Below are 18,869 nucleotides of genomic sequence, written 5' to 3' on the forward strand. Positions count from 1 at the left end.
TGCGCGCACCGGACAGGTGTGTCAGTGCACCGGATAGGTGTTCAACAGCCCACACATGCCCTGCCGACCCTGTTCACGCGGTTGCGCGAACTCGTGCACCACGGCCTCCCCCAGATGCGACGCGTCGCCTCGGGCGAGGGCGTCGAGCTGGCGCCCGGTCTCCTCGGCCGCCCGCAGGGCGCCCCCACGCCAGCGTTGCCGCCAGGCGTCGAGGTGCGGCTGGACCAGGCGGACGGCGGCGGCGTGAAACTCCCGCAGCGGGTCCAGGTCGCCGCCGAGGGCGCTGTCGCGGAGTCGCTCGAAGCCGCGTACGGCGAGGTCCCGGCGGGCGTACGCGGCGGCCAGGTCGCCACCGGGAGCACCGCCGTTCGGCAGGGCCACCGAGGCGGCGTACCGGGCCGGGTCGGCGAGCACCTCCGGGGGCAGGGTCAGCACCGCGTCCCCCGCCTCGGGCAGGCCGCTGTTCTGCATCAGCACGACAATTTCCAGCCCGCCGTGGTTGACCAGGCGGTGGATCGTGCCCGGGGCGAACCAGACCACCGCACCGGGGCGCAGCGGCGTCTCCCGGTACCCGTCGAGGGCGAGGGTCTGGACCAGGCCGGCGCCGGCCTGCACCAGGTACGCCTCGGCGCAGCAGAGGTGCAGGTGTGGCGTACCGCCGACGGCACCGTCCGGCGCGACGGTGTCGTAGACGCCCAGCCGGGAGACGCCGACGCCACCGGGCAGGGGCAGGGGAGAAGGTGTGGATTGGCCGGTCATGCGGACCACCGTTCATGGGAAAGGGTTTTCCTGCGGCCCGCTTGACGCTAGTCTCCGGCGTTGACGACCGTCAACGCGTACGCCTGTCGGGGCTGGTCCGGACGGAGGCCGCCGATGACCACACTCGCCGACGTCGCCCGGCTCGCCGGGGTCTCCCCGGCGACCGTTTCCCGGATCGTGAGCCGTAGTCCTCGTCGGGTCGCGCCTGAGTTGCGGGAGCGGGTGTTGGCGGCGGTCGAGGAACTCCAGTACGTCCCGAACGCCCACGCCCAACTACTCGCCCGCAACCACCGCTCCGCCGTCGGCGTCATCGTCCACGACGTCTCCGACCCCTACTTCGCCGAAATCACCCGCGGCCTGCAACGCGTCGCCACCGAACACGGCCGACTCGTCATCATCTGCAACACCTACCGCGACCCCGACAAAGAACTCGAATACGTCGAACTCCTCCGCGCCCACCAAGCCGCCGCCATCATCCTCGCCGGCAGCGGCCACCACAACGAAACCTTCACCCACACCCTCGACGCCAAACTCCGCGTCTACCAAGCCACCGGCGGCCACATCGCCGTCATCGGCCGCCACGAACACACCGGCCACGCCGTCATCCCCGCCAACGAAACCGGCGGCTACCTCATCGGCACCGAACTCTACGCACTCGGCCACACCCACCTCGGCGTCATCGCCGGCCCCAAACACCTCACCACCACCACCGACCGCCTCACCGGCCTACGCCACGCCGCCCGCGACCACGGCCACAAACTCCCCACCCGCCACATCGCCTACGCCAACTTCGACCGCGACAGCGGCGCCACCGCCACCGCCCACCTCCTCGACACCCAACCCCACCTCACCGCCATCGCCGCCCTCAACGACACCATGGCCATCGGCGCCCTCGCCCTGCTGCGCACCCGAGGCATCAAAGTCCCCGAACAGATCAGCGTCACCGGCTTCGACGACATGCCCATCGCCCGCGACGTCACCCCCACCCTCACCACCGTCCGCCTCCCCCTCGCCGACATGGGCGCCCGCGCCATGACCCTCGCCCTCCAGGCACCGGGGACACATCAGGTCGAACAGGTGCCGGCGGAACTCATCCGCCGGCAGAGCGCCGCCGTGGCGCCGCCGCGTGTCGCCTGACAGCAGGGGTGGGTCAGTGGGGTTCGGACAGAAAGGCACTGACAGCGGCGGCGAACTGCACCTGAGCGTCGTGATGCACAACGTGACCGGCCGGCAGTTCGGCGAGACGGGCCTGCCCGGCGCGACGGGCGATCATCTCGCGAGCGTGGGCGGCCGCCAGTTCGTCGCTGCGCGTTCCACGGATCAGGAGGGTGGGGCAGCCCACCGATACCCAGTCCTTCCAGTGGTCACCGCTGACTGCTTTCTGGGATGCCACCGTGTCGTCGATGTCGAACGAGAAGCCCCAGCCGTCCTCCGACGGCCGGAAGGAACACTCCAGATAGGGAGCCGCCGCGCCCAGGGCCGAGGCCAGCGCATCGCGCGTCGGCGCGTGGCGGGGGAGGCTGGTGGTGAACGACCAGTCGGAGTCCACAATCGCGCCGATGTCCTCGACGATCAGCGCACAGACCTGGTCCGCGTGCCGGGCGGCGTACTGGTAGGCGTTCACCCCGCCGAGTGAGTGGCCCAGCACAGCCACGGGGCCGAATCCCAGATGCCGGTGGAAGGCGGCGACGTCGGCGACATAGCCGTCCCGTTCGTAGCTCTCGGCACGGTCCGACGCTCCATGCCCACGCTGATCGAGCGCGATCACCCGCCACCGAGGTGCCAACGCCTGCGCCAGCGGTGCGAATGCCGACGCTTCGTTGTAGTGCCCGTGCAGAGCCAGGAGCGGAGTACCCGAACCACCGAAGTCCAGATACGAAAGCCGCCGACCCCCGACCGCGAAGAAGTCACGCACGACCGGCATGTTGAACCTGCACCCTCAGCGTCCCTCGGCCAGGTCCATCGCCCGGTAGATCCGCTGCTCCGAGACCGGGTACGGGGTGCCGAGCGCCTGGGCGAAGATGTTGACCCGCAACTCCTCGATCAGCCACCGGATCTGCCGTACCGCCTCGTCGCCGCGACGGGCCGGGGGCAGGTTCGCCAGCATCTGGTCGTACTCCTGCTGCACCTGGACGATCCGGGCCAACTGGGTCCGGTCCCGCGCCGGGTCCTGCGGCAGCCGGTCCAGCCGCCGCTCGATCGCGGTCAGGTAGCGGGGCAGGTCGGCGAGGCGGGCGTACCCGGTCTCGGTGACAAAGCCCCGGTGCACCAACGCGGAGAGCTGCGCCCGGATGTCGGCCAGCGCGGCCACCAGGGTCAGGCTGGTGGTACGCCCCAGCCGCTGTTCCACCGCGTACGCCGTGCTCAGCACCCGCTGCACCCGGGCGACCACCTCGACCACCGTGTCGACCAGGTGCGCCCGGACATGGTCCCGCAGCGCGGCGAAGCCGGCGGCGTCCCAGGCCGGCCCGCCGGCATCGGCGATCAGTTTGTCGATCGCGGCGCCCGCCGCGTCGTCCAGCAGGTCGATCACGTTGCGGTGCGGGTTGCGGCTCAGCGCCAGCTTCGCTTCGTTGCTCAGCCGCCCCTGGAGGAACTTCACCGGTGAGGCGACGGTGAGCCGCAACAGTTTGCGGGTCCCGGCCCACATCGCCTGCTGCTGTTCCGATTCGGACTCGAAGACCCGTACGCCGACGCTCTCGCCCTCGTCGACCAGGGCCGGGTAGGCGGTCACCCGGTAACCGCCCCGGACCCGTTCGAGGGTGCGGGGCAGGGCGTCGATGCTCCACTCCCGCAGCCCGTGCCGTTCCAGTTCGGGAGCGGCGGCGGCCACCGTCTGGCGTACCTCGGTCTTGAGCTGACGTTGCAGCGCGGTCAGGTCCCGCCCCTGTGCGACCGGTTTGTTCTCCTCGTCCAGCACCCGGAAGTTGAGCCGTAGGTGGGCCGGGAGCTTCTCCAGATCCCATGACTCGCGGGGCACGGTCACCCCGGTCATCCGGCGCAGCTCCCGGGTGAGCGCGTCGATCAGCGGTTCCGGGCCGGGTTTGACGTTGGCGAGTACGGCCCGCGCGTAGTCGGGGACCGGTACGAAGTTGCGGCGTACGGCCTTCGGCAGTGACCGGATCAGCGCGATCACCACCTCCTCCCGCAGCCCGGGCACCTGCCAGTCGAAGCTCTCCGCCGGCACCTGGTTCAGCATCGGCAGTGGGATGTCGACGGTCACCCCGTCGGTGTTCGTCCCGGGTTCGAAGCGGTACGTGAGCGGCAGCGCCAGCCCTTCGGAGTGCCACGAGTCCGGGTAGTCGGATTCCTCGACCCCGCCGCGACCGGCGTTGATGAGCATCGTCCGGTCGAAGGTGAGCAGGTCCGGCTGGTCCCGCCGGGTTCGTTTCCACCAACTGTCGAAGTGCTGCCCGGAGACCACCTCGGCCGGGATGCGCTGCTGGTAGAAGTCGAACAGGGTCTCGTCGTCGACCAGGATGTCCCGCCGTCGTACCCGGTTCTCCAACTCCCCGACCTCGTCGAGCAGTTCCCGGTTTGCGTGGAAGAACCTGTGCGGGGTCTGCCAGTCCCCCTCCACCAGGGCGTGCCGGATGAAGAGTTCCCGGGACAGCTCCGGGTCGATCCGGCCGAAGTTGACCTTGCGGTTGGTGACCAGCGGGATGCCGTACAGGGTGACCTTCTCCTGGGCGACCACGGCGGCCTGCCGCTTCTCCCAGTGCGGTTCGCTGTAGGTACGTTTCACCAGGTGTCCGGCGAGCGCCTCGACCCACTCCGGCTCGACCTTCGCCACCACCCGGCCCCAGAGCCGGGAGGTCTCCACCAGTTCCGCCGCCATCACCCAGAGCGGGGGGCGGCGGGACAGGGCGGACCCGGGGAAGATGGCGAACTTGGCCCCCCGGGCACCGAGATACTCGCTGCCGCGCCCGCCGCTGCCCGCGGCTGCCGTCCCCTTCGCCGAACCCTGCAGGTCCTTGACCCCGACGTGGGAGAGGAGCCCGGCCAGCAGCGACTGGTGGATACGTCGGGGGTCGACTGCCGGCTCACCGTCGGCCACCGGTGCCGGGTCCGGCGTCGGCGCTGCCCCGGCAACGGCGGGCCGCTCGGGGCGGCCGCGGGTCGGGCGCTGTCCGCGCGGGTTGCCGCCGTCGAGGGTACGGGCCACCTGCCGGAGCTGGCTGAAGATGTCCTGCCACTCGCGTACCCGAAGGTAGTTGAGGAACTCGGCCTTGCACATCCGACGGAACGCGCTCGACGACAGTTCGGTCTGCTGTTCCCGCAGGTAACGCCAGAGGTTCAGCAGGGTGATGAAGTCCGACTCCGGGTCGGCGAAGCGGGCGTGGGCCTGGTCCGCCTGGGCCTGCTTCTCGACCGGTCGCTCACGTGGGTCCTGGATGGAGAGCGCGGCGGCGATGACCATGACATCGGTGGCGCAGCCGTTGGTCTCGCCCTCCAGCACCATCCGGGCCAGTCGCGGGTCCACCGGTAGCTGGGCCAGTTTGCGGCCGAGCGGGGTGAGCCGGCGGTTCAGGTCGGTCTGGGTCGGGTCGAGCGCACCCAGTTCGTGCAGCAGGTTGACGCCGTCGGCGATGTTGCGCCGGTCCGGCGGGTCGATGAACGGGAACGCGGCGATGTCGCCGAGCCCGATCGCGGTCATCTGGAGGATGACCGAGGCGAGGTTGGTCCGGAGGATCTCCGGCTCGGTGAACTCGGGCCGGCTGAGAAAGTCCGACTCGTCGTAGAGCCGGATGCAGATGCCGTCCGAGGTACGTCCGCAGCGGCCCTTGCGCTGATTCGCCGAGGCCTGCGAGACCGGCTCGATCGGCAGCCGCTGCACCTTGAGCCGGTGGCTGTACCGGGAGATGCGGGCCGTACCGGGGTCGATCACGTACTTGATGCCGGGGACGGTCAGCGAGGTCTCGGCCACGTTCGTGGCGAGCACCACCCGACGGTTGGAGTGTGACTGGAAGACCCGGTGCTGTTCGGCGGTGGAGAGCCGGGCGTAGAGCGGCAGGATCTCGGTGCCACGCAGCCTCGGTTTCTGCTGGACGAGTCGGGAGAGCGCGTCGGCGGTGTCCCGGATCTCCCGCTCGCCGCTGAGGAAGACCAGGATGTCGCCGGGCCCCTCGGCGGCGAGTTCCTCGACCGCGTCACCGATCGCCTGGACCTGGTCCCGTACGTTGTCGCCGTCGTCGGTCTCGTCGGCGACCTCGACCAGTGGCCGGTAGCGGACCTCGACCGGGTAGGTGCGCCCGGAGACCTCCACCACCGGCGGGCCGGCGACCCGTTCCGGCCCGCTGTCGGGTCCGGCGGTCCCGTGCACCTCCGGCTCGGCGGCCGGTTCACCGATGACTCCCGCCGCCAGCCCGCCGAAGTGGCGGGCGAAGCGGTGCGGGTCGATGGTGGCCGAGGTGATGATCACCTTGAGGTCGGGGCGGCGGGGCAGTAGCTGGCGGAGATAACCGAGGATGAAGTCGATGTTGAGGCTGCGCTCGTGCGCCTCGTCGATGATCAGCGTGTCGTACTGGCGCAGCATCCGGTCCTGCTGGAGTTCCGCGAGCAGGATGCCGTCGGTCATCAGCTTGATCAGGGTCTGGTCACCGACCTGGTCGGTGAAACGCACCTTGTAGCCCACCGCGCCGCCCAGTTCGGTGCCGAGCTCCTCCGCGATCCGGTCCGCGACCGTACGCGCGGCGAGCCGCCGGGGCTGCGTGTGCCCGATCAACCCCTGTACGCCGCGCCCCAGCTCCAGGCAGATCTTCGGCAGCTGGGTGGTCTTCCCGGAACCGGTCTCACCCGCGACGATCACCACCTGGTGGTCCCGGATCGCCGCCGCGATGTCGTCCCGCTTGTCGCTGACCGGCAGGCCGACCGGGTAGGTGATCACCGGCACGCCGGCCCGGCGCCGGGCCAGCCGCTCCTGCGCCGCCGTCAGGTCGGCGGTGATCTCCTCGGCGGCCTGCTCGCGCTTGCGCGGGTCACGGATCTTGCGTACGCCGTCGATCCGGCGCTGGATCCGGCGCTGGTCACGGAAGATCAGTTCGGGCAGGCGGGCCTGCGCCTCGCGGATCGGATCGGGCAGCGCGCGGGCGGATGGTGTTTGCATATCGTCGCCAAGGATAGGCAGCCTCGCGGGGAAGCGCCCGGGGTTATCCGCCTGTTCCCGTCCGGGCCCCGCCGGACGCGTCCGGGGCGTTCCTGCCGGCCACGCCCGAAGGCTCGACGGCTCAGGCCCGAGCGCCCGGCCAGCCGGAGGGGAGCGCGTACGAGTGCTCCTGCCGCCAGTCCGTCTCCGCCGCCATCACTTCCGCCAGCATCCGGCCGTTGAGCAGGTGTTCCAGCGCCCAGCCGGTGGTCGGATGGGCGACCAGCAGCACCCGGTGCCCGTCCCAGGCGGCGGCCAGGTCGGCCAGGAAGCCGGCCGTCTGGTCGACCACCTGCCGGTAGCTCTGCCCGTTCGGGAACGGCTCGTCGAGGTGCCGGGACGGGTGCGCGGCGACCTCGGTCAGTGGCGCGCCGTTGAGGTCGCCGAAGTCACACTCGCGCAGTCGGGTGTCCCGGTGGATCGGGATCCGGTATGCGCGGAAGGCCAGTTCCACGGTCTCCACCGCCCGGAACAGGTCGGAGCAGAAGATCGCCGAGAGCCGGTTGCCCCGGTGGCGTTCGCCGAGTTCCCGGGCGCACCGCCGGCCGTACGCGGAGAGTTCGCCGGGCAGCCAGCCGCTCGCCCGGCCGGCCTCGTCGTCGGTGGTCATCGCGTGCGTGCCGTAGATGATGTCGACAGCCATGCGGCCAGCCTGCCGGACCGTGGGGCGCGGCACCGGCGCTCCGCCGATCAGGCACCGGCGGACGGGGACGCGGTTGCGGTCTCGTCGCCCGTCCGCCCGCCCGTGGTGCGGGGTCAGGTGGTGCGGAGTCAGGTGCTGCGGAGTCAGCAGGGCGATTCGGAGAAGACCAGGTAGCCGGTGCGGCGTCCCCACATGTCGCGCTCTCCGGTGCAGCTTTCGGAGAGGGAGCCGACCAGGACCGTGTGGCTCGAGTCGGAGTAGAACTCGGTGTAGCAGTCGTGGTTCGCCTTGCAGGCGCGTGCCTGCGCGGGCGAGCCCGGCACGATCACAAACGCGGCGACGGCGATGGTGGCGGCGAGGAGTACGCGACGGATCATCGGTGGTCCTTCCTGGTCCCGGAGCGACTCGGCTCCGGCCCGCTGAGTCCCGGTCGGAACTCATGATCCAGATCATCCGCCGCCGTCGACGAGAAGACAAGACTTCTTCATCTTTGACTGAAATCCCTTGTGGAAGGCGACTTACAGATCAGTGCACAGTGGACTCTTCGGCTCGGAGTCGGGCCTTCCGTGACGATGATCGTCAATCGGATCGAGGGTCAGGCCGGGCCGGGATCGAGCAGCGACGACGGCAGCGGCACGCCCTCGAAACGGACATTGCCTACCGGTACCGCCCAGGTCGCCACCTCGACCGAGAGGAGACCGGCGCTCACCGCCGGATCGTTGTCGTAGAGCCGGACGGCTACCTCTGGTGCGGTCGCGAACACGCAGAGTTCGCCTTCGTCCGTACGGTCCGCGCCGACCAGTGGCCCCGCCGCGATCACGTGCCCCTGCTCGACCAGACCCGCCTGATGCGCCCGGTGGGCCTCCCACAACCGGTCCACGGCGGCCGCCGGCAGCTCCGGCGGCTGCGCCGGACGGCGTACCAGGGCCACGGTGTGGTGTTCGAGCTGCATGTCTCCAGGCTAGGTGCACCGGGGGCGCTGACGGTGAGATCGGTCATCTCTTATTAGGCCGGGGGCCGGTCAGATCCTAAGGTAAGGCGATCCTAAGCAGGGAGGTGAGAGCAGGTGCACGAGGTCGTCACACCACCGGGGGCGGCGGTAGCCCCGTCCCGCCGGTCCGGGCTGTCCCGGCTCACGGTCGTCGTCGGCGCGCTGGTCCTGCTCGGCCTGCTGCTCCTCGCCAGCCTGGCGCTCGGCAGCAAGCCCCTCGCGCCAGCGCAGGTATGGCACGCGCTGGTCGCCCCGGACGGCGGCGAGGCCAGCACCATCGTGCACGACCTGCGGGTGCCGCGTACGCTCCTCGGGCTGGTCGTCGGCGCGGCGCTGGCCGTCGCGGGCGTCCTGCTCCAGGCCCTCACCCGCAACCCGCTCGCCGAACCCCGCATCCTCGGCGTCAGCGCCGGTGCCTCGCTCGGCGTCGTCACCGCCATCGCCGCCTTCGGCGTCACCACCCTGACCGGGTACGTCTGGTTCGGCATCCTCGGCGCCATGCTCGCCGGGGTGCTCGTGTTCGGCATCGCCAGCCGCACCCGCGAAGGTGCCAGCCCGGTCACCCTCGCCCTCATCGGCGCCGCCCTGGACGCCAGCTTCGGAGCGGTCACGATCGGCCTGCTCACCGTCGACTCGTACACCTTCGAGGAGTACCGGTTCTGGGTGGTCGGCGGGCTGACCGGCCGGGGCGCGGCGGTCCCCGCCCAGGTCGCCCCGTTCATCCTCGTCGGCCTGCTGCTCGCCGCGATGGTCGCCCGGGGCCTCGACGCGCTGGCCCTCGGCGACGACGTCGCCCGGGGGCTGGGCAACCGGGTCGGGCTGATCCGGATCGGCGGGGGAGCGGCGGCCGTACTGCTCACCGGTGCCGGTGTCGCCGCGGCCGGTCCGATCGCCTTTGTCGGGCTCGCCGTCCCGCACCTGGCCCGCGCCCTGGTCGGCGCCGACCAGCGCTGGACACTCGCGGTCTCCGTACTGCTCGGGCCCGCGCTGCTGCTCGGCGCGGACATCGTCGGCCGGCTGATCACACCCGGCGAGGTACCCGCCGGCATCATCACCGCGTTGCTCGGCGCGCCCCTGCTCGCCTTCCTGGTCCGTCGCGCCCGGGTGGTGACCGCGTGAGCGCCCCCACCGCCCCGACGACCTCCGGCGGCGACCCCACCGCCACCGGCACCTCGAAGCCGGTCCAACGGGGTGCCGTCCGGCTCCGGGGGACCGACCCCGCCCTGCTGCCCGGCCGCCTCCTGCTGCGCGCCGGCCGGATCCGCCTGCTCGTACGGCGGCGTTCGATCCTGGTCGCGGTGATACTCCTGGTCCTGCTCGCCGGGGCGATGGTGCTGAGCCTCTCGCTCGGTACGCCCTACGTCGCCCCGGTCGACGTGCTGCACTCGCTGCGCAACCTGGGCGCCCCGGACGGCACCGGTACGCCGTACGACCTGGTGGTGAACAGGCTCAGGCTGCCCCGGGTGGTGCTCGCGGTGGCCGTCGGAGCGGCCTTCGGCATCGCCGGCACCCTGATCCAGAGCGTCGCCCGTAACCCGCTCGCCAGTCCCGACGTCATCGGCATCACCCAGGGCGCCGGTCTGGTCGCCACCGTCGCGCTGACCACCGGTGCCTCGGCCGCGATCCTCGCTCCGTCCGCGCTCGCCGGTGGGCTGCTCGCGGCGGCGGCGGTCTTCGTCCTCGGCGCCCGGCACGGGCTGGCCGCACAACGCTTCGTCCTGGCCGGCGTCGCGGTCGCCATCGCGCTGCGCGCGGTGACCGAGGTGGTCATGCTCTCGGCGGACCCGATCGACGGGCAGCGGGCGCAGATCTGGCTGGTCGGCACCCTCGCCGGAAAGGGCTGGACCGAGGCGAGGTGGATCGCGCTCACGCTGGTGGTGCTGCTGCCGGCGCTGCTCTGGGCCGGCTGGGCCCTGCACAGCAGCGCGCTGGACGACGACACCGCCAGAGGGCTCGGGCTGCGCCCCACCGCCCGGCGGGTCGGCCTGGCCGGCGTCGGGGTCATGGTCGCCGCGATGGTTACCGCGCAGGTCGGGGCGGTGGACTTCGTCGCCCTGGTCGCCCCGCAGGTGGCCCGGCGGCTGGTCCGCGCCGAGCGCCCCCCGCTGCTGTGCGCCGCCCTCGTCGGGGCCCTGCTGGTGGTCCTCGCCGACCTGGTCGGCCGGCGGCTGTTCGCCCCGACGCAACTGCCCGCGGGCGTACTCACCGCCGCCATCGGCGGGCCGTACCTGCTCTTCCTGCTCGTCCGTGGCCGCCGGAGGAACCTCTGATGCTCTCCACCCGTGAACTCGTCGCCGGGTACGACGAGCGGACCGTGCTCGACCGGCTCGACCTCGACCTGCCCGCCAACGCCTTCACCGTCATCGTCGGGCCGAACGCCTGCGGCAAGTCCACCCTGCTGCGCACCATGGCCCGGCTGCTCACCCCGCGCGCCGGCACCGTTCTGCTGGACGGTGCAGCGATCCGTGAGCTGCCGACCCGGGAGGTCGCCCGCCGGCTCGGCGTGCTGCCGCAGAGCCCGCTGGTGCCGGAGGGGGTCACCGTCGCCGACCTGGTCGGCCGGGGCCGCCAGCCGCACCAGAGCTGGTGGCGCCAGTGGTCGACGCAGGACGCCGAGGCGGTACGCGAGGCGATGCGCCTGGCCGCGGTCGACGAGCTGGCCGACCGCCCGGTGGACACCCTCTCCGGAGGTCAGCGGCAGCGGGTCTGGATCGCCATGACACTGGCCCAGCAGACCGAGGCGCTGCTGCTCGACGAGCCGACCACCTTCCTCGACCTGGCCCACCAGGTGGAGGTCCTGGACCTGCTGCACCAGCTCCGGGTCGAGCGCGGACGGACCGTGGTCGCGGTCCTGCACGACCTCAACCAGGCCGCCCGGTACGCCGACCACCTGGTCGCGATGCGGGCCGGCGCGGTCGTCGCCGCCGGCGCGCCCCGGGAGATCCTCACCGCGGAGCTGGTCCGGGACGTCTTCGGGCTCGACTGCGTGGTCGTGCCCTGCCCGGTGAGCGGGGCACCCCTGGTCGTACCCGCGCTCTCCACCCCGTCCCTGGCCGGTACCGCGACCGCCCCGGCGACCACCGCCCCGGCCTGACCTCGGGGCGCTGAGCGCCTGTGCCCTGACCGCCACAACGCCGTACGCACTGATGTCGCACGAAGTCCCTGAATCAATTCGAAAGGAACCTCCATGCGCCGTTCCGCCGCCACCCTCGCCGCGGTCGTCGCCCTCGGTGTCGGCCTGACCGGATGCGCCAAGAGCGACCCGGTGGCCGGCACCGACGAGGCACAGACGCACCCGGTCGTGCACGCGATGGGCACCACCCAGGTCCCGGTCCACCCGCAGCGGGTCGTGGTCCTCGACACCGACAAGATCGACAGCGCGTTGTCGTTGGGCATCGTGCCCGTCGGCGCCGCCACCGCCGGTGAGTCCGAGGGGCTGCCGACGTACCTCGGTGACAAGGTCGCCTCGATCAAGACCGTCGGCCTGCTCACCGAGCCCGACCTCGAGGCGATCACCGCGCTCAAGCCCGACCTGATCATGGGCAGCAAGTTCCGCCAGGAGAAGTTCTACGACGAGCTGAGCGCGATCGCCCCGACCGTCTTCACGGAGAAGGTGGGCATCACCTGGAAGGAGAACTTCCTCCTCGACGGTGCGGCCCTCGGCAAGGCGCAGGAGGCCAAGGACCTGCTGGCCGGCTACGAGAAGCGGGCCAAGGAGGTCGGCACCCAGATCGGTGACCCGGCGGCGAAGAAGATCTCCATCGTCCGGTTCCGGGCGACCGAGATCCGGGTGTACGGCCCGGAGTCGTTCTCCGGCATCGTCATGGGTGACATCGGCCTCGGTCGCCCCGAGCGGCAGCTGCTGGCCGACAAGGACGACAAGCGGTTCGACAAGGTCAGCCCGGAGCGGATGAGCGAGGTCGACGGCGACGTCATCTTCGTCTGCGCGTTCGGTGAGAAGGCCGTCGCGCAGCAGGCCCAGGTAACCGCCGGCAACCTCTGGAAGAACCTCTCCGCGGTGAAGGCCGGCAAGGCGTACACCGTCCCGGACGAGACCTGGATGACCGGCATCGGGGTCACCGCGGCCGGCAAGATCCTGGACGACGTGCAGAAGTACCTGACCACCGCCTGATCGCCGGGCCGCATCCCGTCGGGGGATGCGCTTCGGAACCATCCGCGCCACGGCCACGACGACCATCGTCGGCCGTGGCGCGGATCCGTTTTTCCGGGCGCTCCCGTCGCGCCGCGCCGTGCCGTGCCGTGATCTCTATTCGGTGACGAGCCGCAGGCCGAGGGCGATGAGCACGGCTCCGGAGAACTGGGTCAGCCGGCGGCGGACCACCGAACGGTCGAAGAGGCTCCTGGCCCGGCCGATGAACCAGATCACCCCGCTGAACCAGAGCGCGTCCATCACCGCCCAGAGCACCGCCAACAGGACCACGGTCGGCAGTACGGGCAGCCCACCGGGTACGAACTGCGGCAGGAACGACATGGCGAACACGGCGGCCTTGGGGTTGGTCAGGTTGGCGATCAGTCCGGTGCGGTAGGACCGCCAGCCGCTCGACCGGCCCGGGTCGGTGCCGCTGGGCGGGGCGAAGGTGGACTCGCCCCGCCGTACGGAGAGCAACGCCTGGACGCCGAGCCAGATGAGCACGCCCGCTCCGACGATCCGCATCGTGTCGTACGCCAACTGTGAGGCGGTGACGAGAGCGGTCAGTCCACAGGCTGCGGCGATCCCCCAGATCACCAGGGCGGTCTCGTTGCCGAGCATCGTCATGAAGGCGGACCGGCGGCCGTCCCCGACCGCCTGGCGGAAGATCACGGCCGCTCCCGGACCGGGAACCATGGCGAGCAGCAGGCAGGTTCCGAGAAACACCGCCAAGGTATTGATCATGCAGTCACTGTAGGAACTCTCCGTGACAGCGCGGTCGTCCGGGCGGTGTGATCCCTGACGCCGGGCCAACCGCGAGAAAGTGGCCCTCCGGTCGTGGAGGGCCACTTTCTCGGCGAGTCACGCGTGATCAGGTGGTGCGGAAGGGTCAGGCGGCGGTGGACCAGATGGTGCTGAACGCCGCCGCCTCACCGGCGAGCCAACGTTCGACCTGGTCGGCGCGGACGGCCGGGTCGCGGCGGTGGGTGACGCCCCGGCGCAGGTCGACCAGGACCGGTTCGGCGTGCGGCAGCACCTGGTCCATGTGCCGGGCCATCAGGTGCAGGGTGGCGAGCACCAGTTCGTCACTCGGCGGTGCCTCGTCGAAGTGCAACCGGACCGCCTCCGCGCGGCCGTCGGCGTGCCGCAGGCCGAACTGCGGGTTGATCTTCACCGGGAGCCCGCCGAGCAGCGCGAGCGCGTCGTGGGTCTGCGCCAGGTCGATCGAGCGGGGGTCGCCGAGCGACTCGATGTAGCTCAGCGCACCCGGCACCAGGGTCTGGTAGAGCGGGCGCCAGCGGGGCTTGACCAGGTCGGGCACCTGGCGCAGGTGAGTGCCCCCGGTGTGGAACGCCAGGTCCGCCTTGAGCGCCTTGACGAACTGGCCGTGCGGGTTGAAACCGGAGCGGCTGGCCCGCTGCTTGCGCAGCCCGCCGACGAAGGTCGCCTTCGCCGGACCGGTCCGGTCGACGTAGCGGGAGAAGGCGAGCAGGGTGGCGTAGGGCAGCACGGGAGCGGTCGATTGGGGGGCGGCGGGCTGGGTGGCGGCGGCGGGCGCGGTGGTGGCGAGTGACGTGCTGGACGCGTGCGCAGTCACGGCTGTCCTCCCAGGTCAGGAGCCGGATTAGTACACCTATTCTAATCGATCGGCGGCTCTGTGCCCAGCAGAAAACGGACGTACCTGTGGTCGTGTCCGCCCGACCTTCGCGGAGTTCGGACCTGCCTCGCGGGTGATCTTGCGGAGTCCGGATTCAGGTTGCGGATGGCCGACGGTCTTCTGCTGCCGGCTTGGGTTCAATCCGTTTCTCGTATGCGTCCCGGGCTCCGTCGGCCGATGTTGGTCAGCCTGTGGGCGTACCGGCCCGAGCATCCTGGACCGTCTTGCGTAGGACCCCGAGCGTCTCCGCCAGTCGGTCGAGGCCCGGCCCGGTCAGCGGGTCGGCCAGCCAGGTGCGCAGCCCGGCCTCGAAGGTCGGGGTGGCCTCGTCCAGGAGCCGGCGGCCCGCCTCGGTCAGCGCGAGCAGGGACGAGCGGCGGTTGGCCGGGTTCGGGCGTCGGCTTACCCAGCCCGCGGCCTCCAGGCGGTCGACGCCCTTGCTGATCGCGCCCACGGCGACCGCGACCTCGTGTGCGAGGTCGTTCACCCGGTAGTCGTCCCGGCTGCCGATCAGCCGCAGGAACTCGTACTGGCTCGTGGTGATGCCGTGCTCGGCGCGCAGCCGATCGCCGAGCACGTTGTACAGCCGGGTCTCATACCGGACGAGGTCGGCGAATACCTGTGCGAGATCGGTCACTGACTCTCCATCTTCCCTGGAAGGTTATTCCGTGGAATATACTTGACGATATGACCAAACAACAGCGCGAGGCCGTCGATGCTCGGCTCCGGTCCGCGACCTTCGATGGCAGCCGTCCCCTGGAGGAGCTTCGTACCGGGTTCGCCGCGATGATGGGTGCCGATGGCCCGCCACCGGCCGGCGTAAACCTGACCGATGGCTTCCTCGGCGGCCGCCCGGCCGTGGAGTTTGCGCCACTCGCCCCGTCGACCGGCGCGATGATCCTCTACTTCCACGGCGGATCCTGGGTGTTCGGCTCGCCCCTCACCGCCCAGCACCTAACGGCGGCGCTGGTCCGCCGCACCGGCGCGCGGGCAGTCTCGCTCGACTACCGGCTCGCCCCGGAGTACCCGTTCCCGGCCGCGATCGAGGACGGGGTGGCCGCCTATCGCGAGCTGCTGGAGAGCGGCGTCCCGGCGGAGCAGATCATCCTGGCAGGCGACTCGGCCGGCGGTGGGCTGAGCATCATCACCTTACTCGCGGCCCGGGACGAGGGCCTGCCGATGCCGGCCGCAGTGGTCGCCTTCTCACCGGGTCTGGACGCGAGCCGCAGCGGCGAAAGCATCACGACCAAGGCCGCCGTCGATCCGATCCTCACCCACTCGTCGCTGCAGGCGACGGGCGAGCTCCACCGGGCGGGCCAGGACCCGCACCAGCCATTGCTCAGCCCGGCACTGTATGCAGATCTGACCGGTCTGCCGCCCCTGCTGCTGCAGGTCGGCTCCAACGAGATGCTGCTGGACGACTCGACCCGGATGGCCACCCGCGCGGCAGCCGCCGGCGTCGACGTGATCCTCGACGTCACGGCCGACGTCCCACACGTCTTCCAGTCCTTCGAGGGGATCCTCGACGAGGCCGACGCAGCCCTCGACCGGGCGGGCCGCTTCGTCCTCGATCACTTGCCGGCCGTTACGCCCATCGGTTGACACCGAATCCGTCGAGGCGCTCAACTGCCAGTTAGGATCTGGCGAACCGGCACCCCGGACAAGAGGAGCCCGTCGTGATGCGCGCGACGACGTTCCTGCTGGAGTGCCTGCTTCGGGCTGGAATGCGGGACGTCGTCACAGTGGAGCCGGCGACGGGCGGGGTCGCGGCCCTTGCCGGCATAGCCATCCGCAGGGACGCTGCCGTCGGTGTTCGTCAAGGCCTTCGCTGACGCACCGGCCGACGATGTCTTCGTCGCGGAGACCGAAGGGCTGGCCGCCCTGCGAGAGCTCGGCGGCGTGGCGACACCCGAGGTGATCCTGGCGGACCGGGAACTGCTTGTGTTGTCGGTGCTGCGGCCGAGGCCGCACAACGAGATCTTCTGGGAGCGGTTCGCGCACGCGCTCGCCCGCATGCGCCTGAGCACGATCCATCCTCGCTTCGGATGGCACCGCGACGGGCCGGTGCCGGCAACAACCCACCGGGACCGGTCCGGGCGTGGTACGAAGTTTCGACGGGATTGTCCTACAAAACGGGGGGCCGGTGGCGCGATCGGGGTGGGTTCTGCGTAGCCGGGAGGGTCCCCGCCGGATCTCCTACCTGGAGCTCCTCTTCGACCTGGGCCTCATCGTCGCGCTCACCCGGCTGTCCGACCGGCTGACCGGCGACCTCGGCTGGAATCACGCGCTGGAGACCATGGTCCTGCTCGCCGCGATCTGGTGGGTCTGGACGGTCACCGCGTACACCACCGACTGGTACGACCCCGGAATGCCGATGGTCCAGTTGATCGTCCTCGGCGTGCTGTTCGGTGGGCTGTTGATGTCGCTGGCCATCAGCAGCGCGTTCGAGGGGGTCAACGGGATCGCCTTCGCCGGGGCGTACGTGGGCCTGCACCTCACTCGTGGCCTCATACTCATCACCGCCTTGCGCGGCCACGCGCTGCGGATGCGGTCGACGCGGGTGCTCATCTGGTTCTGCCTGACCGGCGTGCTGTGGCTGACCGGCGCGCTCCTGCCCAGTGCGGCCCGGTTGGTGCTCTGGGCGGTGGCGATCACGACGGACTTCGCGGTCGGCTTCTTCGGCTATCCCCTGCCCCGGCTCGGTCGGTCGAGCGCCGAGGAACACCGGGTGGGGGGCGAGCACCTGGCGGAACGCTACCGACAGATGTTCATCGTCACCCTGGGCGAGATCATCCTGGTCGGGGTGAGACCGTACGGAGACCCGCCGTTCGTGTCGCAGCGGACGGCGGGGGTGGTCCTGCTCTTTCTCACAACCGTGGCGCTGTGGCGAATCTACATTGTCTACGTCGCCGGCAACCTCGCCACCGGGATCGACAGGGCCGCCAACCCCGGTCGGATCGCGCTGGTAGCGGCGTACGCACACCTGGTCATGGTCGCCGGCGTGGTGCTGGTCGCCGCCGCCGGTGCCATAGTCGCCAGAAGCCCCGCTGACGAGAGCAGCCGCACGGAGCTGGCCGTCATGGTCGCTGGGCCGGTGGTGTTCCTCGTCGGACGCGCCGGGTACGCGTTGGTGGTGTTCCGGGCGATGCTGTGGCGGTTGCCGATCGGCGCGGTGGTCCTGTCGCTGGCGGGGCCGGCGATGCGCGGGCTGTCTCCACTCGCGGTCGCCGCCGCCTTGACCGTCGGGATGCTGGCGATCGCCTTCATCCCCCACTACGGAGAGCCGGTGTACCGCACCCGGTGGCGTATCCGCACCCGCTGGTGATCCGGCCACCCACCACCCGAAGATGATCAGACTCTGTCCGTCGACGAGTTCACGTACGACATCGAGGTGACCGTTGTGGCGGGAAATCTCTTCGATGAGGTGGAGGACCACCCACCGCAGGTCCACGTGGCGGCCGTCGCCGATAGGACGTTCGGCCGTTGAGTTCAGGTCGCGGTCGGCCACCAGGCGGCGATAGCGGGCGCTCTGTTCCTCGTACTCGGGGCCAGCACGGCCTGCAAGATCCGCCGGACAGACCCTGGCGAAAAACCTGAAGGTGGCGCCGTCCACCGTTGCCGGCACCGGTGGCGGCACCGTCCGGACATGGTTCGCACCTGGTTTCGTTACGGTGCCGGGGGCGCTGCGTATCGCTGCGGCCAGAACACCGTCCGGACCTGAGGTGCCGACAGGAGGCCAAGCCATGCCCGCCCGCCCGTCGTTTGTCGTAACCGGGGGCGCTCAGGGCGTCGGTCGGGCCATCGCGCAACGCCTGGCAGACGACGGCCACGCCGTCGTCCTCGATGTCGCCGACCGGCTCGACTGGCAGCACGAACGGGTCACGCTGGTCACCGGCGACGCTCGCGACCCGCAGACGGCCCAACGAGCCGCCGCGACCGCCGAGGCGAGTGGCCCGCTGCTCGGATGGGTCAACAACGCCGCGATCTTCCGTGACGCTGGCCTCGGTGATGCCCCGGCTGCCGAGATCCTGGACCTCGTCACCGCGAACCTGGCCCTGGCTCTCACCGGCTGCCACGCCGCGGTCAACCACTTCCTGCTGCATCGGCGGGCCGGCGCCATCGTCAACGTCTCCTCCCATCAGGCCCAGCGCCCTGTCCGTGGAGCCCTGCCCTACGCCACCGCGAAGGCGGCCGTCGAGGGCTTGACCCGCGCCGTGGCCGTCGACCATGGGCCGGCCGGCATCCGCGCCAACGCGGTCGCGCTCGGCTCGATCACCACAGCCCGGTTCGAGCAGTACCGGGCGGCGCATCCCGAGGTCGACGTCCAGATGGCCGCCCTGCATCCGCTGGGCAGGGTCGGCACCCCGAACGAGGTCGCGGAGACCGTCGCTTTCCTGCTGTCTCCCGCCGCGGGATTCATCAACGGTGTCGTCCTGCCTGTTGATGGAGGCCGAGCGGCCAACGGGTCCGATCCCGAAGCCGCCTGACCGGCGCCAATGCCCGCCCGTCAAGGCGAAGCGCCGT

The 18,869-nt window shown here is 70.8% G+C and carries 18 protein-coding genes and 1 pseudogene; 9 read left to right on the forward strand and 10 right to left on the reverse strand.

Features of this window, described 5'->3' with window-relative positions; translation table 11 throughout:
- Positions 1-21 precede the first annotated feature (21 nt).
- Entirely contained in the window at positions 22-759 is a 738-nt protein-coding gene (locus BDK92_RS28540; RefSeq protein ID WP_121159474.1) for a cupin domain-containing protein, read from the reverse strand.
- A gap of 114 nt (positions 760-873) precedes the next feature.
- On the opposite strand from BDK92_RS28540, the gene BDK92_RS28545 reads away from it, so the two are divergent.
- A complete protein-coding gene (locus BDK92_RS28545; protein ID WP_121159475.1) occupies positions 874-1,896 on the forward strand; it encodes a LacI family DNA-binding transcriptional regulator in 1,023 nt (340 codons plus the stop codon).
- Positions 1,897-1,909: 13 nt separating this feature from the next.
- Here BDK92_RS28545 and BDK92_RS28550 read toward each other — a convergent pair whose 3' ends face one another.
- The 5 genes from BDK92_RS28550 to BDK92_RS28570 form a co-directional block, all read right to left on the reverse strand.
- Entirely contained in the window at positions 1,910-2,674 is a 765-nt protein-coding gene (locus tag BDK92_RS28550; protein ID WP_211349400.1) for an alpha/beta fold hydrolase, read from the reverse strand.
- Between the two features lie 24 nt (positions 2,675-2,698).
- Entirely contained in the window at positions 2,699-6,865 is a 4,167-nt protein-coding gene (gene hrpA / locus BDK92_RS28555) for an ATP-dependent RNA helicase HrpA (RefSeq protein WP_121159477.1), read from the reverse strand.
- A 121-nt stretch (positions 6,866-6,986) separates the two neighbouring features.
- The gene (locus BDK92_RS28560; RefSeq protein WP_121159478.1) at positions 6,987-7,547 is read right to left on the reverse strand and encodes a histidine phosphatase family protein; all 561 of its coding nucleotides are present in this window, start codon (positions 7,545-7,547) and stop codon (positions 6,987-6,989) included.
- A gap of 143 nt (positions 7,548-7,690) precedes the next feature.
- Positions 7,691-7,924: a DUF6289 family protein gene (locus BDK92_RS28565; protein ID WP_121159479.1), complete on the reverse strand. Its 234-nt coding sequence runs from the start codon at positions 7,922-7,924 to the stop codon at positions 7,691-7,693.
- A 218-nt stretch (positions 7,925-8,142) separates the two neighbouring features.
- Positions 8,143-8,499 (reverse strand): YciI family protein, encoded by a 357-nt coding sequence (locus BDK92_RS28570; RefSeq protein ID WP_121159480.1) that lies wholly within the window; start codon positions 8,497-8,499, stop codon positions 8,143-8,145.
- 114 nt (positions 8,500-8,613) lie between these two features.
- On the opposite strand from BDK92_RS28570, the gene BDK92_RS28575 reads away from it, so the two are divergent.
- The 4 genes from BDK92_RS28575 (at position 8,614) to BDK92_RS28590 (ending at position 12,670) form a co-directional block, all read left to right on the forward strand.
- A complete protein-coding gene (locus BDK92_RS28575; RefSeq protein WP_121159481.1) occupies positions 8,614-9,657 on the forward strand; it encodes a FecCD family ABC transporter permease in 1,044 nt (347 codons plus the stop codon).
- Positions 9,654-10,808: a FecCD family ABC transporter permease gene (locus tag BDK92_RS28580; protein WP_246017295.1), complete on the forward strand. Its 1,155-nt coding sequence runs from the start codon at positions 9,654-9,656 to the stop codon at positions 10,806-10,808. The genes BDK92_RS28575 and BDK92_RS28580 overlap by 4 nt, the downstream gene beginning before the upstream one ends.
- Positions 10,808-11,632, forward strand: a complete 825-nt coding sequence (locus BDK92_RS28585; protein WP_121159482.1) for an ABC transporter ATP-binding protein — start codon at positions 10,808-10,810, stop codon at positions 11,630-11,632. Before BDK92_RS28580 ends, BDK92_RS28585 begins: the two co-directional genes overlap by 1 nt.
- A gap of 93 nt (positions 11,633-11,725) precedes the next feature.
- Positions 11,726-12,670, forward strand: coding sequence for an ABC transporter substrate-binding protein (locus tag BDK92_RS28590; RefSeq protein ID WP_121159483.1), 945 nt, complete (start codon positions 11,726-11,728; stop codon positions 12,668-12,670).
- A 135-nt stretch (positions 12,671-12,805) separates the two neighbouring features.
- Here BDK92_RS28590 and BDK92_RS28595 read toward each other — a convergent pair whose 3' ends face one another.
- From BDK92_RS28595 to BDK92_RS28605, 3 genes are all read right to left on the reverse strand, one after another.
- Positions 12,806-13,432 carry a LysE family translocator gene (locus BDK92_RS28595; RefSeq protein ID WP_121159484.1) on the reverse strand — a complete coding sequence of 209 codons (627 nt, stop codon included), beginning with the start codon at positions 13,430-13,432 and terminating at the stop codon, positions 12,806-12,808.
- Between the two features lie 145 nt (positions 13,433-13,577).
- The gene (locus BDK92_RS28600) at positions 13,578-14,198 is read right to left on the reverse strand and encodes a hypothetical protein (protein WP_121159485.1); all 621 of its coding nucleotides are present in this window, start codon (positions 14,196-14,198) and stop codon (positions 13,578-13,580) included.
- Between the two features lie 331 nt (positions 14,199-14,529).
- Positions 14,530-14,982, reverse strand: coding sequence for a MarR family winged helix-turn-helix transcriptional regulator (locus BDK92_RS28605; RefSeq protein ID WP_121159486.1), 453 nt, complete (start codon positions 14,980-14,982; stop codon positions 14,530-14,532).
- Here BDK92_RS28605 and BDK92_RS28610 point away from each other — a divergent pair.
- From BDK92_RS28610 to BDK92_RS28620, 3 genes are all read left to right on the forward strand, one after another.
- A complete protein-coding gene (locus BDK92_RS28610; protein WP_246017296.1) occupies positions 14,967-15,947 on the forward strand; it encodes an alpha/beta hydrolase in 981 nt (326 codons plus the stop codon). The genes BDK92_RS28605 and BDK92_RS28610 overlap by 16 nt on opposite strands.
- A gap of 207 nt (positions 15,948-16,154) precedes the next feature.
- Positions 16,155-16,517: a fructosamine kinase family protein gene (locus tag BDK92_RS28615; protein WP_246017297.1), complete on the forward strand. Its 363-nt coding sequence runs from the start codon at positions 16,155-16,157 to the stop codon at positions 16,515-16,517.
- Entirely contained in the window at positions 16,489-17,670 is a 1,182-nt protein-coding gene (locus tag BDK92_RS28620) for a low temperature requirement protein A (RefSeq protein WP_170208718.1), read from the forward strand. The genes BDK92_RS28615 and BDK92_RS28620 overlap by 29 nt, the downstream gene beginning before the upstream one ends.
- Before the next feature lie 48 nt (positions 17,671-17,718).
- Here BDK92_RS28620 and BDK92_RS39770 read toward each other — a convergent pair.
- Positions 17,719-18,090: pseudogene (locus BDK92_RS39770) on the reverse strand (mycothiol transferase); the annotation flags it as partial.
- Between BDK92_RS39770 and BDK92_RS28630 the strand changes: the two are divergent.
- On the forward strand, positions 18,089-18,832 hold the full coding sequence (locus BDK92_RS28630) for an SDR family NAD(P)-dependent oxidoreductase (protein WP_121159489.1): 744 nt from the start codon (positions 18,089-18,091) through the stop codon (positions 18,830-18,832). The pseudogene BDK92_RS39770 and the gene BDK92_RS28630 overlap by 2 nt on opposite strands.
- Positions 18,833-18,869: the final 37 nt, after the last annotated feature.

This window comes from Micromonospora pisi (assembly GCF_003633685.1).
Lineage (GTDB): Bacteria > Actinomycetota > Actinomycetes > Mycobacteriales > Micromonosporaceae > Micromonospora_G > Micromonospora_G pisi.